This window comes from Acinetobacter sp. BSP-28 (assembly GCF_044130285.1).
Lineage (GTDB): Bacteria > Pseudomonadota > Gammaproteobacteria > Pseudomonadales > Moraxellaceae > Acinetobacter.
Map to the genome: position 1 here is coordinate 1 of NZ_JBIQOB010000021.1, position 13217 is coordinate 13217.

The 13217-nt window shown below is 42.7% G+C and carries 16 protein-coding genes and 1 pseudogene; 5 read left to right on the forward strand and 12 right to left on the reverse strand.

Annotated elements, in window-relative coordinates; translation table 11 throughout:
• Together ACE01R_RS14005 and ACE01R_RS14010 are read right to left on the reverse strand one after the other, a co-directional pair.
• Positions 1 to 131 (reverse strand): annotated as a pseudogene (locus ACE01R_RS14005) (electron transfer flavoprotein subunit beta/FixA family protein); the annotation flags it as partial.
• A 1-nt stretch (position 132) separates the two neighbouring features.
• Positions 133 to 1488, reverse strand: a complete 1356-nt coding sequence (locus tag ACE01R_RS14010; RefSeq protein ID WP_395551917.1) for an MFS transporter — start codon at positions 1486 to 1488, stop codon at positions 133 to 135.
• A 296-nt stretch (positions 1489 to 1784) separates the two neighbouring features.
• On the opposite strand from ACE01R_RS14010, the gene ACE01R_RS14015 reads away from it, so the two are divergent.
• From ACE01R_RS14015 to ACE01R_RS14025, 3 genes are all read left to right on the forward strand, one after another.
• Entirely contained in the window at positions 1785 to 2552 is a 768-nt protein-coding gene (locus ACE01R_RS14015) for an enoyl-CoA hydratase/isomerase family protein (RefSeq protein WP_395551918.1), read from the forward strand.
• Between the two features lie 64 nt (positions 2553 to 2616).
• Complete coding sequence (locus ACE01R_RS14020) at positions 2617 to 3114, forward strand: MarR family winged helix-turn-helix transcriptional regulator (RefSeq protein ID WP_395551919.1); 498 nt, start codon at positions 2617 to 2619, stop codon at positions 3112 to 3114.
• 95 nt (positions 3115 to 3209) lie between these two features.
• Positions 3210 to 3908, forward strand: a complete 699-nt coding sequence (locus ACE01R_RS14025; RefSeq protein WP_395551920.1) for a nitroreductase — start codon at positions 3210 to 3212, stop codon at positions 3906 to 3908.
• 38 nt (positions 3909 to 3946) lie between these two features.
• Here ACE01R_RS14025 and ACE01R_RS14030 read toward each other — a convergent pair whose 3' ends face one another.
• From ACE01R_RS14030 to ACE01R_RS14070, 9 genes are all read right to left on the reverse strand, one after another.
• Positions 3947 to 5170 (reverse strand): CaiB/BaiF CoA transferase family protein, encoded by a 1224-nt coding sequence (locus ACE01R_RS14030; RefSeq protein ID WP_395551921.1) that lies wholly within the window; start codon positions 5168 to 5170, stop codon positions 3947 to 3949.
• A 622-nt stretch (positions 5171 to 5792) separates the two neighbouring features.
• Positions 5793 to 5957, reverse strand: coding sequence for a hypothetical protein (locus ACE01R_RS14035; protein ID WP_237788169.1), 165 nt, complete (start codon positions 5955 to 5957; stop codon positions 5793 to 5795).
• Positions 5958 to 6208: 251 nt separating this feature from the next.
• On the reverse strand, positions 6209 to 6826 hold the full coding sequence (locus ACE01R_RS14040; protein ID WP_395551922.1) for a cytochrome b/b6 domain-containing protein: 618 nt from the start codon (positions 6824 to 6826) through the stop codon (positions 6209 to 6211).
• 240 nt (positions 6827 to 7066) lie between these two features.
• Positions 7067 to 7402: a carboxymuconolactone decarboxylase family protein gene (locus tag ACE01R_RS14045; protein ID WP_092819707.1), complete on the reverse strand. Its 336-nt coding sequence runs from the start codon at positions 7400 to 7402 to the stop codon at positions 7067 to 7069.
• Positions 7403 to 7449: 47 nt separating this feature from the next.
• Entirely contained in the window at positions 7450 to 7845 is a 396-nt protein-coding gene (locus ACE01R_RS14050) for a rhodanese-like domain-containing protein (RefSeq protein WP_395552030.1), read from the reverse strand.
• 246 nt (positions 7846 to 8091) lie between these two features.
• Positions 8092 to 8871, reverse strand: coding sequence for a sulfite exporter TauE/SafE family protein (locus ACE01R_RS14055; protein ID WP_395551923.1), 780 nt, complete (start codon positions 8869 to 8871; stop codon positions 8092 to 8094).
• A gap of 68 nt (positions 8872 to 8939) precedes the next feature.
• Positions 8940 to 9812 (reverse strand): MBL fold metallo-hydrolase, encoded by an 873-nt coding sequence (locus tag ACE01R_RS14060; protein ID WP_395551924.1) that lies wholly within the window; start codon positions 9810 to 9812, stop codon positions 8940 to 8942.
• A 2-nt stretch (positions 9813 to 9814) separates the two neighbouring features.
• The gene (locus ACE01R_RS14065) at positions 9815 to 10231 is read right to left on the reverse strand and encodes a DUF6691 family protein (RefSeq protein WP_395551925.1); all 417 of its coding nucleotides are present in this window, start codon (positions 10229 to 10231) and stop codon (positions 9815 to 9817) included.
• Entirely contained in the window at positions 10232 to 10648 is a 417-nt protein-coding gene (locus ACE01R_RS14070; protein ID WP_395551926.1) for a YeeE/YedE family protein, read from the reverse strand.
• Positions 10649 to 10760: 112 nt separating this feature from the next.
• Between ACE01R_RS14070 and ACE01R_RS14075 the strand changes: the two genes are divergently transcribed.
• Positions 10761 to 11075 (forward strand): metalloregulator ArsR/SmtB family transcription factor, encoded by a 315-nt coding sequence (locus tag ACE01R_RS14075; RefSeq protein WP_395551927.1) that lies wholly within the window; start codon positions 10761 to 10763, stop codon positions 11073 to 11075.
• A gap of 151 nt (positions 11076 to 11226) precedes the next feature.
• The gene (locus tag ACE01R_RS14080; RefSeq protein ID WP_395551928.1) at positions 11227 to 11928 is read left to right on the forward strand and encodes a VIT family protein; all 702 of its coding nucleotides are present in this window, start codon (positions 11227 to 11229) and stop codon (positions 11926 to 11928) included.
• Between the two features lie 161 nt (positions 11929 to 12089).
• On the opposite strand, the gene ACE01R_RS14085 is transcribed toward ACE01R_RS14080, so the two are convergent.
• Positions 12090 to 13217, reverse strand: coding sequence for an ABC transporter permease (locus ACE01R_RS14085; protein ID WP_395551929.1), 1128 nt, complete (start codon positions 13215 to 13217; stop codon positions 12090 to 12092).

The window sequence follows — 13217 nt, forward strand, 5'->3', positions numbered from 1 at the left end:
TCCACTGCGATTTCACAGAATGGGTTAATTGACATTTTAACGTTAGTAAGGTCAACCCCACTATTGTCCGGTTTAACGCGAACTTTAACGTTGGCATCAACCACACGTTTTACAGCAACCACTGCTTTCATTTTACGCTTCCTCAGCTTTTAAATTAAAATTGGTTTTACTCTGTATTTGCGCCATATCTGCACGTCTATGATTAATTAAAGATAAAGCCACAGCGCCAATTAAACCTGCTAAAGCAATCACAAAGAAGTTTTGCTGAATTGGTAAATTTAAAGCCACAATAAAACCAATTAATAGCGGTGCGCCAATCGCGCCTAAACGTCCAACACCTGATGCCATGCCAATTCCTGTTGAACGGATCACGCTTGGATAAAATTGACCGCAGTATGAATATGCAACGATTTGCGCACCTGTTGAACAAGCGCCCACAACAGCAATAATGAAATACAGCATGGTAATCGGCATAGGTAAGGTCATTAGATACAGAAAGACACTGCCCAAGGCATACATAATGACCAGCACCCATTTAATGTGGAAGCGATCTGCTAACCAGCCACCGCCGACTGCACCAACAATTGCGCCAATATTCAGAGCTATCACAAAAGTAAGTGCTGAACCTAATGAATAGCCAGACATTGCCATTAACTTTGTGAGCCAAGTGCTTAACGCATAAACCATAAACAGGCAGGTAAAAAATGCCACCCAAAACATCAGAGTACTGAAAGCACGTCCGTCACTGAATAACAGCCCCACCGTTGGTTTTAAATTATTATTTGATGAACCATTAACAAAAACTGCATCCGCAGGGAATTGTGCTTGCGGTGTAATTTGCTCTGCAATCTTACGTAGTTCGGCCTGTTTATTGTGTTTCACCAAATAAACCACAGATTCCGGCATAGATTTTAAGATAAAGGGTAGCAAAACGACTGGTAGACCTGCAGCATAGAACACCACCTGCCAGCCATGTTGCACAATAAACTGCTTGCCTAAAACCGCCGCTAAAATTCCGCCTACAGCATAACCCGAAAACATCAAGGAGGTCATAACATTACGCACTTTCTTCGGTGAATATTCCGTCATTTGCGCAACCACATTTGGCATCACACCTCCGATGCCTAATCCCGCAATAAAACGCACAATACTGAATGTCACGGGATCATCAGTTAAACCTGCTATCGCAGTAAAAGCACTGAATAAAAATACACAAATGGCAATGGTTAAGCGGCGGCCAATTTTATCGGCAAGACCACCAAAAAAAATAGCACCAATCATCATTCCAAATAGCGCTGAACTCGCCATAAATCCAGCAGTTGAAGCACTTACATTCATTTGTTCCATAATCGAAGGTAAAGCTGCTCCTGCAACAGAAATATCATATCCATCGAGAATAATAATCAGCATACACCACATTAAAACTTTGGCATGAAAACCGTTGAATTTAGCTGCACTCGCTAAACTCTGCATATCGACTTGACTCATCAATCAACTCCTTGATTGTTATTGTTGTTTTAGTTCATTACTGTTTTTAGCACTCCGTCAGCCATACGTATCCAATTGTAGTCTGGATATTTCTGACAGAAATCAAAACCCGAACTTGTTGAATAAACAGCCAGCTCAGATTAGTGAATGATTTTTTTTATGTCAATACCATTACATATATATAAATATAAAACCCTAATAAATGGTATTTTTTAAATTAATTTATATTTATATATTGACATAAAAACGATTCAGCCTATGCTTTTTATAAATTTGATTTTCCAAGGAAATGGGACATGCCTGTTAAACTTCACTATGAAAATAATATTGCGGTTATTCGATTGCACCGCCCTGAAGCAAGAAATGCATTAAATGCAGATATGATTGAAAATTTACAAAAAATTGTGTCGGAAATTTCAACACTGAATCTACGTGCCGCCATTTTCGTGGGTGAAGGCAAAGCCTTTTGTGCGGGTGCAGACATTACAGAATTACTGAATAAAAGTCCTGCAAAACATCTGCATAAAATACAAATAGGTCAGGCCTTATTCCAGCAAATACATGAATTAAAATTTCCAACACTAGCCTGTATTCATGGCATGGCTTTGGGCGGCGGACTTGAACTGGCTTTGGCTTGTACATTTAGATTATGCAGCCCTGATGCAGGTCTTGGACTTCCTGAAATAAAACTCGGTTTAATTCCTGGTTATGGCGGAACACAGCGCTTACCGCGTTTAATTGGGGTATCAAAAGCGCTTGAAATGGTTGCCAGTGGCAAAATTGTGTCTGCAGAAGAAGCCTATAACATCGGCTTGGTGAATCAGATTATAGACATGCAAGATCCGATTGAAAGCGGAAAAGCCTATTTAGATTCATTGGCAGCACAATTTCCAGCAGCGATTCAGCAAATTATTCAAGCGGTTCAATCCGCAACCGATTTAAATATCTATAAGGGGCTTGAATTGGAAGCCAAACTTTTTGTGGAATGCAGCCAAAGCGCTGATGCTGCTGAAGGCATACAGGCATTTTTAGAAAAACGGAAAGCGAATTTTTCTCAAAAATAGCTGTACTTATGTTTTGAGCCGATATACTAGCTGCAAATATCAATAGAAAACGTGCTTAATAACTATGTCTGATTCAAAACTTGGAATTTACGATCAATCTTTATATATGATTCATAATCGGCTGTTTTTCCGATTATTTCAGGTAGGCAATAGTCTTGATCGCCAATGTTTAAATGAACTTGGTATTTCACCCGTTCATTGGGCTGTGATGGGCGCTCTTTCACGCCCGCACCTCAATAATGCAGGCATGTCATTTTCCGATTTAACCGAATACTTAGGGGTTAGCCGGCAAAGTTTAGACAATGTTTTAAAACGATTAGAGCGTGAAGGCAGTGTACAACGTGTCACCTCTCATCAAGACAAACGGGCTAAAAATGTAGCTCTCACGCTATCCGGACAACAAAGCTGGCTCGACTTACAGGAACAATTTTTTCAGTTCTACCGTCAAGCAATGTCTGGCTTTGCCTTAGATGATTTAGCCAGTTTAATCCACTTACTCAACAAGTTGAATACAGGCCTCAAACAGATCCACCTTGCACAACCTGATGCTGACACGAATTAGTACGATTTTTATTTCTAGCAATGCACAAGGTTTTGGACTGATAAAATTTATGAAGTTACATAAAATCAAAATATGAAGATTAAAAGGAGTTTCAAATGCAGCAACATACCTTGGTGGATCAAGCCATTACCTCAAGGCATTCTGTACGTGCTTTTAAAAATACCCCACTTGATAAACAGACCATCAAAGATATTTTAAACATCGCCTGCCGTGCACCGTCAGGCAACAATATTCAGCCTTGGAAAGTTTATGTCGTGACTGGCCAAAAACGCAAAGAGCTGATTCAGCAGGTCTGTGCAGCGCAAAGCCAGATTTTTGAGCAGCCTGAAATTACAAGCCATCATCAAGAAACGTTTAAGTATTATCCCGAGCAATGGACATCGCCATTTATTGAGCGCCGCCGTGAAAACGGCTGGGGACTTTACGGTTTGCTAGATATTAAAAAAGGTGAACAGCAGAAAATGCAGCAGCAACATTTACGTAATTATCAGTTATTTGATGCTCCCGTAGGCCTATTTTTTACTTTAAGCACGACTTTAGAAACTGGCTCAAAAATGGACATTGCGATGATGATTCAAAATGTCATGATCGCAGCCAAAGCACGTGGAATTGATAGCTGCCCTCAAGCCGCATGGAACCCATTTCATCAAATTGTAGCCAAGGTTCTTGACATTCCGGAAAATGAAGAATTAGTTTGCGCTGTGGCGTTGGGATATGCCGATCAAACTCAAGCAGTGAATCAATTACATACACCGCGTGTTCCTGCCGAAGAGTTTGCTGTTTTCTGTGATTAAAATCAAAAGATTAAAAGGCACATAGCGTGCCTTTTACTTTAGCCTTGCTGAATGATATTTTTAAGCTTTAAAGCTTTCAATTCATCTTCAGAAACAAAACGGTTTAAAATTTTGTCAGTATCCTCACCCAAATAAGGGGGTGCTTTAACATATTGGACTGGGGTTTTAGACAATTTAATGGGTGAACCAATTGAAAGATAATCGGAACGTAATGGATGCTCCATCCTGACGAGCATTTTACGGGATATCACCTGCTCTTCTTCTAATGCTTGCTGTAAATCATTAATCATACCAACCGGAACCTTCACCGCATGAATACGTTCGACCCAATACTTTGCGGGTTGAGTCATAAAATGCTGCTGCAATAACGCGGTAATTTCTTCACGATGGGTCACACGGCCCATATTTTTTACAAATTTTGGATTTTGAGAAAGTTCTGGTAGGCAAATACTGTCACATAACATCTGAAACTGCTGGTCATTACCGCAAGCGATAATAAACTCACCTTGCTTCGCCTTAAAGACTTGGTACGGGACAATATTGGCATGTGCATTCCCTAAACGGCCCGGTATTTTTTCTGACGTTAAATAATTCATTGCTAATACCGAAAGAGAAGCAACTTGAGAGTCTAAGAGCGCCATATCAATATGCTGACCTTCACCAGTACTCACTCGTGAAAGCAATGCGGCCTGAATGGCAATTGCAGCATATAAGCCTGTAGTTAAATCTGCAAATGCCAGACCCGCCTTCTGCGGCCCACCTCCGGGTAAATCATCACGCTCACCTGTAACACTCATCATGCCGCCCATGCCTTGAATAATAAAGTCATATCCCGGTTCAATGGCGCGTGGACCTGTTTGTCCAAAACCTGTGATTGAACAGTAAACTAATTTCGGATTGAGTTGACTCATGCTTTCATAATCCAGACCGTATTTTTTTAATGAACCAGCTTTATAATTTTCAATCAGCACATCACAGTCTAAGACCATTTTTTTAATCAGCGTTTGGCCTTCTTCTGTTGCCATGTCAATGGCGACTGAATACTTTCCTCGATTCGCAGATAGATAATAAGCAGATTCACCAGTCTCATCACCCTGATTATTTTTTAAAAAAGGAGGTCCCCAAATACGGGTATCATCTCCCTGAAAAGGTCTCTCAACTTTGATCACCTCTGCACCCAGATCTGCTAGTATTTGACTACACCACGGCCCTGCTAGAATTCGACTTAAATCAAGAACTTTAAATCCTGTTAAAGCACCCATAATTTTCCTCAATTTTTCTAGTTAGTTTTTAGACTTCCATTCATTAGGTGTACTGAATCCCTAATTTACCATTAAAATTATAAAATTGTTTGAAAAAAAACTAACTGGCATAATCACTTAAATTGTGAAAACACATTAATTTATCAGGAATTAGATCAATAGATGATACAGTATAAGTACCTATTATTACTGCTAAATTTTTTATAAAACTGGATGTTTATTTATCTTTTGCAATGAGCCAGATAACTAAAATGTCTTTTTTTAATTGATTTAGCCCATTGCTTGATTCTTTGATACCTACTGGATATTAAAAAGCCATCGAGATCTAATCCTAAGAGAGTTTTCTTAAATGGATATATTTTTTGTTTTTTATTAAAAATTTATAAAATTAACACAATAGCTGTTATCTGAAATTCAATGGCTGGAAACCATTTAAAAACAATATATGCAGAATTTCCCACGTTTTAATGTAGGGATAGCCCATGCAGACCAACGGATTATGAGTGAATTCTGTCACAGCAGCGTACATGCAGTATTGTTGCTGTGGCTTCACCAATCCATAGCAGCAGACAGCGCAGATGGGGCGTGGCTTCAGACCCGTCATGCTACGAGTTAGGAGCGATCAATGATCAAACAGAGTATATAAAAGAATAATCAGGCCCATCAAAATGTACGGACATAAGTACAATGCCAAAGCCGCAGGCCAAGTCCAATCCCATCCATAATGTACCCCAAGCACACCTACAGTCGTGCCAACAACAGGAATCCCCGCTGTAATAATCGCCACGATTATTCCCACTATCCCATGCCAATCAAGTACCTCATTGAAATAGGTGTAAACGCCAAAGAACTGTATAATGGTGATTATCCAATAAGCCACAAACTTAATGACTTTCATTACTCCCCCCCTATCAGAACTCATCCCATTTAAACCATCCATTCCATCAATGCTTTGTCATTGGATGTTATGAACCATCTCAATGTGTCAAAGGAAATGTTTGAATATCATCTCCTTCTCTGTTCTGCGTTCATATAAGCTTAGCTAAAATAGAAAAACCAGAAAGCGATCAACACACCCAGTGAAAAGAGTGAAGCAAACAGGGTGAACCATGAATGGGTTTCGCTCCCCCAGAACATCCGTTTTGCCAGCCATTTTTTCAGCAAAACACTATTTAATATCAGTGCTGTCAAATGCAGCAACACACTGGCTAAAAACAGATTGGCGAATAATTCATGAATTTCTTTTAAACTGTGGCTATGCGTATAGTCGGTAAAAAATCCAGCCAGTACCGTTAAAGGCAACAGGAGAAAAATACCCACTATGCTGAGCTGAAACAGGCTGGAACTGGCTGCTTTTAAAAATGTTGGCGAAAGCCATTGCTGCGGCTGTGCCCAATAACGCTGCACAAAGGGCTTGATTACCTGTAATCGTCGGCTTGGCCCTGAAGGCTGAGTATGAGCTAGCCGAGGAGCGCAAAACTGCCATAAAATTCTTAATATCAGACTGATCCCGAGGGTATAGCCAAAGGCCATATGGATTTGATGCCATTCTTCTGCATCCCCAGTCAGATAAGCCCCGGTAAAACTCAACATGATGACAATATGCAGAAACCGGATCAGTAAATCCGTTGAAGAAGTGGTTGTACGCTGAAGCATAAAAAACCTGTGCTGACTTTATTTTAAGTACAGCATAGCAACTCAAGCTGAGTTGAATCTTAAGATACAGCCAAAAAAAGTGCGCTTGTTGAAGCACACTTTTTAGCATGAGGAAATCTGATCAAGATCAATAGTACGAAGCCTCAATCATCAGTTTTTTTGTGATTTATCCACCTGTTATTCAATCAGCTTGATTCTAACCTCTGCAGGACTGCCAGCCATCCATTGACCCGTATCCAATCAGCTGGAAAACTCTTTAAAGGCATCCAGTGCATTTGCGGCATACATCAATGAAGGCCCACCGCCCATATATACAGCAACCCCTAAAAGCTCTTCCAGCTCCTGCAGGGTCATCCCCATTTTAACCAGGGTTCTGACATGAAAACCAATACACCCATCACAACGCGATGCGACACCAATCCCCAGAGCAATCATTTCCTTGGTTTTGGGATCAATCACGCCATCACGCATAGCCGTCTGGGATAACTGATTAAAACTTTTCATTAAATCAGGTGAATCCTGAGTTAAGGTTCTTAAACTGCCTGAAATGTTCTGGGTTAATTCTTTGTATTTCATCACTGCCTCTCACATTAAACAATACGGTTTTTTACCTATTCTACGGCTTATTTTTCTACCGGATAACCCTGCTCCAGCCAGGCCTGATAACCGCCCTGCACAGACTTGACCTGGGTAAAACCCATATTCTGTAAGGTATCGGTTGCCAATGCGGAACGTCCACCCGTGCCACAGATCAAATAAATCGGCTGATCTTTAAGATGTTCCAAAGCCTGCAGGGTATCGCAATGATGGCTCGCCAAAGGATGCTGGTGAATCCTCATTTCTAAAACACCACGAGGATAATTCACCGCCCGGTCTATCGCTGCCGCCTGAAATTCATCCGGTTCCCGAACATCAATCAAAATGGTCTTATGGTTTTTCATCGCTTCAAACAGTTCAGCTACACTCACTTCCTGAATCCGGCTTTTTGCATTCAGAATCAATTGCTCTGCAGTTTTCATCATTTTCATTCTTCCTCAGCCATAAAATCATATTCATATTTTATAAACTATGACCAGGTAGATTAAAAGCTGTTTAGCTTCAATTTCCAACCGGCTTGTTTCAACCCTGTTGCCACGATCAGGCTATGCAAACCGTAGCTGTGCTCAAGTCTTTTCATATGCTACAGCTGTTTAATGTCCAGCCAGATGACAAATCTCATCCGGCAGGCATCAACTCAGGCATTTTTATCCAGACAGCGTACAGAACTAGCCCATGAGTGCTGAATAGATTAAATAGATCGCCACCCCAATCACAGTCGTGGCAAAAATTTTCTGCACCTGATTACTGTCTATCCGGTGCATCGCACGACGTCCTATTAACATGCCCACAATACAGGCCAGAACGAAAGTCAGCGTGACCGAAACAGGGTATTGAAAGCCATCCAATACGTGTACAGAAATACTGACACCGCCAATCAGGAAAATAATCATCAGCGAAGTTGCAACGATGCTGCGCATATCCAGGTCAGTCACTTTACGCAGTGCCGGGACAATCACGAACCCCCCACCCACGCCAAGCAAACCGGTCAGTAAACCTGCCACGACACCAATGGCGCCGAGAGACAATGCAGTTTTCATATTCCAGATCAGGCGACCAGTCGTTTGATTAACCTTGCACAGTGCATTTCCATGATCATGGACCTTATTAAAGAAGATCCGGTAAGCGATGATCAGCATCACCAAACTGAAAGCCAGCGTGAGCCATACAGGAGAGATAATTCCAGCCAAATGCACGCCATAACGCGCTGACGGAATACTGATCAGTGCAATCCAGAGCGCGGCACGATAACGTACGATGCGCTTGGACAAACCTTCAAATGTTCCAACCAGTGCTGATAGAGTCACCGCCAGCAAGCCCACAGGTGCAGCCTGTGCTACTGTCCACCCCTGACTCGCCATGAGTGCTGGCACAGCCAGAATACCGCCGCCAGCACCCGTTAAGCCCAGCAAGCCACCAATTGCCAGCCCTTCCAGTATCAACCACATCACCCCTGTACCTCTCTTGACTCAAGTGATTCGACAAAAGAACCTGCTTGTTTCATCTTAAAGCTTGCCTATTTGAAGTAATTCAGCGGAAGCTTTAAATAAGAAACCCCATTCTCTTCTGGTGCTGGAAACTGTCCACCTTTCATATTGATCTGAATGGAAGGCAGGATCAGCTTTGGCATACTCAGTCCGGCATCACGCTGGTTTCGCATCTGGGTAAATTCAGCCTTGCTGATTCCCTCGTGAATATGGATATTCTGTGTTTTCTGAGCCTGAATATTGGTTTCACACACATACGATTCACGTGTTTCAGGCAAATAGTCATGACATAAAAAGACCCGGGTATCTTCTGGGAGCTGATACAGGCTTTGTACCGAATCAAAAAGCTGTTCTGCACTACCCTTTGGAAAATCACAACGGGCCGTACCATAATCCGGCATAAACAGCGTGTCACCCACAAAGACAGCATCTTCAACCACATAGCTCAGGCAAGCAGGCGTATGCCCCGGTGTTGGGATGTTATAAACATCCAGCTCACCAATTTTGAAATGTTCGCCATCTTCAAATAAATGATCGAATGGCTGATTGGCATTCACCTGCTTGATATCCAGATGATAAATTGCAGCAAAGGTCTGCTGCACCACCGCAATTTTCTGGCTGATTGCAATCTTGCCACCCAGTTCCTGTTTCAGATACTGCGCTGCAGTCAAGTGATCGGCATGGACATGGGTTTCCAGAATCCACACAACGGTTAATCCCTGTGCCTGGATATAGGCAATAATCTGATCGGCATGAGTGGTCGAGGTCGTTGCAGAGGCGGCATCATAATCCAGCACGCTGTCAATAATGGCGCAGGCTTTCGTTGATGGATCACTCACCACATAACTGAAGGTATTGGTATCTTCATGGAAAAAGTCTTTTACAACTGGGGAATTTGACATGATTAAGCTCCTGCCCACTTACGGTGAATCAACACGCCCACAAGCATTGCGGCAATAAAATACAGGACCTGATAATGCCCAAGACCAATCAGGGTAAAACTTGGTGCAGGACATATCCCGGCAATCCCCCAACCGATACCAAAGAGCAGACTGCCCGAAATCAGTTTAGGATCAATTTTGTTATTCTTTGGCAAGTCGATCGGTTCATTAAAGATCGTTTTAGGTGCCTGGCTGCGTAGCGCTTTTTGAAAGGGAATAAATGCTACAGCAATTGCACCCATCATCACAAAAGCCAGGCTGGCATCCCAGTTCCCAAACAGATCCAGGAAGTCGAGCACTTTTTCCGGATTCGACATCCCGGAGACCATCAGCCCCACAGAAAACAAACCGCCGAAAATGAAAGCCAGAAAATTCTTCATTTAGAAAGCTCCTGTGATATGGCGAATGATATAAACTGTGACAAAACCAGCGAACATAAAACTCATGGTGGCCAGGATAGAACGTTTCGATAAACGGCTCATCCCACAAATCCCATGACCACTGGTACATCCTGAACCCAGGCGCGTACCAAAGCCAACCAGCAGACCCGCGATGATCATCATCAGAGGACTGGCATTCAACTCGATCTCAGGCTGGACAAATAACCCATAAATAAAAGGCGTGATAATCAAACCTGACATAAACCAGATAGCTGGAGTTTTAAATATGGTTTGTGGATTCAGTACCTGTCCAATCAATCCGCTGATCCCAGCAATACGGCCATGTACATAAAGATAACCAACCACGGCTACCCCCAGCAGTAATCCGCCTAGAAATGCGATGAGAAAATCATGCATGGTAAATCTACTCATTTACAATATATATTTTTATATTATATAATAAATAAAAATATTCAAGCAGCAAAGCTGAATTTTTTTGTATCTCATCATTGGTTATTAGGACACATGCATGAACACTACACCGTTAAAAGCGCGAATAGACTTTGCACAAGTCGATCTTGTCAGTGATTGTCTGAAAGTTTTATCCAACTCTGACCGTCTTAAAATTCTCTGTGTTTTGGTCGATGGCGAGCTGAATGTCCAGCAAATAGAACTTCGCACGGATATTCACCAACCCACCTTGTCACAACAACTGACTGTATTAAGAAGCAGTCAGATCGTATCGACACGACGGGAAGGTAAACAGATTTTTTATCAATTAAGCGATATGCGAGTGCTAAAAATCATGCAAACACTGTATGAGGTGTATTGTAGCCACGATTGATCTTAGCTTCATTGTGCAGGTTTGCTGGAAAGATTAGAGAGCCAAATCACTGAGGTTACGCAGCAGCTTTTTTTGAAATTAGTCAATAATAATGTCTGCAGTGAAAGAAATTTAACTATAATCATCATGATAACAACAAGGGGAATCCATCGTGCGCCATTCATATCATCTTGAAAAACATTACATCGAACGTGCTGGATGGTTACGTGCAGCGGTGCTGGGCGCAAATGACGGGATTATTTCGGTCACCAGTCTGGTGGTGGGAATCGCAGCCAGTGGCGCATCTACTCATACGCTACTGGTGACCTGTATCGCCGGATTGATCTCTGGGGCTGCATCGATGGCGGCCGGTGAATATATCTCAGTTAAATCACAACAAGACATTGAAAAGAATGATCTGGAGATGGAAGAACGTGAACTGCAACGCCATCCCGAGCCTGAATTAAATGAGCTCAAGAATATTTACATACAACGTGGCTTACAACCCACTTTAGCTGAAGAAGTCGCCCGCCAACTGACCGCACATAATGCTTTAGATGCACATGCTCGTGATGAAATTGGTATTTTGGATCATACCTCTGCCCAGCCCTTTCGTGCTGCATTCTCTTCAGCCATTGCATTTACTGTTGGTTCACTCTTTCCTTTAATTTCAATTATGCTGCTGCCCGAGCAATACTTAGAGAAAGGCGTGATGCTGATCGGAGTATTAAGCCTCGGCATTATGGGGGCATTGGCGAGTTATGTGGGCGGAGTCAGTATCTGGAGAGGCTCAATTCGGGTAATGCTTTGGGGAATTATCGCAATGTTATTCAGCTCATGGATCGGATCATTATTTAATGTGACAGTGGCATAAGATCGCTTTTTTATATGATCCGAACACGGTCAACCCATGATGGGGATAAATCCTCAGTCTATAGATAAGAAAGATAGGTTTGCTAGCAACCTATCTCTACTCAAAAATGCCAAAATTGACTTATCCTTAATTTTTCCTAAAAAGTACCGCTAGAAAAATGCTCAGGTCATGGTATGAATGGTGTCTTTAAAACGTTTCCAGGCCACATAAAAAAACACCACGGCAATTCCAACCAGCCAGACAAACGACGGCCAAACGATATTCAACCCGGCATTTCGATACAGAATGGCTTGGGCCAGCTCGACAAAATGCGTGGTCGGGGCGATCAGCATAAAATACTGTAAAAACTCCGGCATACTTTCACGTGGTGTCATCCCGCCTGAGAGCATTTCCATCGGGATCAAAATCAGCATCATCAACAGACCAAACTGCGGCATGGATTTCGACATGGTCGCAAGATAGATGCCCATCGAGGTGGTGGCAAACAGGGTCAACAAGGCGCCAAAGAAGAAGAGCCACAAATTCCCTTCAATCGGAACCTTTAAGGCCAGCTGTACCACCAGTTTCAGCCCGACAAATGCCGCGAGCAACACCACCAGACTCATGGACCAGACCTTGGACATCATAATTTCAAACACCGTCACCGGCATCACCATCAGGTGTTCCACCGTGCCATGTTCACGTTCCCGGATTAACGCAGCTCCGGTCAGAATGATGGAGAGCATCGCCACATTATTGATGATTTCCATGACACTGCCGAACCATTTCTGGTCCAGCGTCGGGTTAAAGCGGGCACGCATCTCCAGCTCGACCGGCATACTGCTCACTTCCCGGCTGTGCAGCACATATTCACTCACTTCGGACTGTACAATCTGCTGGATATAACCTGCCCCGGTCATCGCCTGAGACATGCGTGTGGCATCCACATTGACCTGAATCGCAGCCTCGTTTCCTGCGAGTACATCTTCCTGGAAATTAACCGGAATATTTAAGGCAAACGTAAACTCACCGGCATCCATTCCGGCATCCATGTAATTCAGTTCAGTGCTTTGTGGAATAAAATACGGTGGATAAAATGCAGAGGTAATTCGCTCCGACAAGGTTGAATGATCTTCATCTACAATTGCAATCGGAGCCATGTTCAGGCTATCGGTCATGGCGGTGGCCGCCGTATAAATCGCCACGGTAAAGGTGTAGATGATCAGAATCAGCATGACCGGATCACGCCATAGACTCCACAATTCCTTGCAACCGAGCTGGTAGATATTCTGTATTTTCTGGCTGAACAT

Bases quoted from the DNA above. Each gene is read 5' to 3' on its own strand.
- ACE01R_RS14010 (WP_395551917.1), bottom strand. From the start codon at position 1,488: ATGAGTCAAGTCGATATGCAGAGTTTAGCGAGTGCAGCTAAATTCAAC.
- ACE01R_RS14055 (WP_395551923.1), bottom strand. From the start codon at position 8,871: ATGTGGTTGATACTGGAAGGGCTGGCAATTGGTGGCTTGCTGGGCTTA.
- ACE01R_RS14075 (WP_395551927.1), top strand. From the start codon at position 10,761: ATGAACACTACACCGTTAAAAGCGCGAATAGACTTTGCACAAGTCGAT.
- ACE01R_RS14020 (WP_395551919.1), top strand. From the start codon at position 2,617: ATGTCTGATTCAAAACTTGGAATTTACGATCAATCTTTATATATGATT.
- ACE01R_RS14060 (WP_395551924.1), bottom strand. From the start codon at position 9,812: ATGTCAAATTCCCCAGTTGTAAAAGACTTTTTCCATGAAGATACCAAT.
- ACE01R_RS14085 (WP_395551929.1), bottom strand. From the start codon at position 13,217: ATGTTCAGCCAGAAAATACAGAATATCTACCAGCTCGGTTGCAAGGAA.
- ACE01R_RS14040 (WP_395551922.1), bottom strand. From the start codon at position 6,826: ATGCTTCAGCGTACAACCACTTCTTCAACGGATTTACTGATCCGGTTT.
- ACE01R_RS14025 (WP_395551920.1), top strand. From the start codon at position 3,210: ATGCAGCAACATACCTTGGTGGATCAAGCCATTACCTCAAGGCATTCT.
- ACE01R_RS14030 (WP_395551921.1), bottom strand. From the start codon at position 5,170: ATGGGTGCTTTAACAGGATTTAAAGTTCTTGATTTAAGTCGAATTCTA.
- ACE01R_RS14050 (WP_395552030.1), bottom strand. From the start codon at position 7,845: ATGAAAACTGCAGAGCAATTGATTCTGAATGCAAAAAGCCGGATTCAG.
- ACE01R_RS14015 (WP_395551918.1), top strand. From the start codon at position 1,785: ATGCCTGTTAAACTTCACTATGAAAATAATATTGCGGTTATTCGATTG.
- ACE01R_RS14070 (WP_395551926.1), bottom strand. From the start codon at position 10,648: ATGCATGATTTTCTCATCGCATTTCTAGGCGGATTACTGCTGGGGGTA.
- ACE01R_RS14065 (WP_395551925.1), bottom strand. From the start codon at position 10,231: ATGAAGAATTTTCTGGCTTTCATTTTCGGCGGTTTGTTTTCTGTGGGG.
- ACE01R_RS14045 (WP_092819707.1), bottom strand. From the start codon at position 7,402: ATGAAATACAAAGAATTAACCCAGAACATTTCAGGCAGTTTAAGAACC.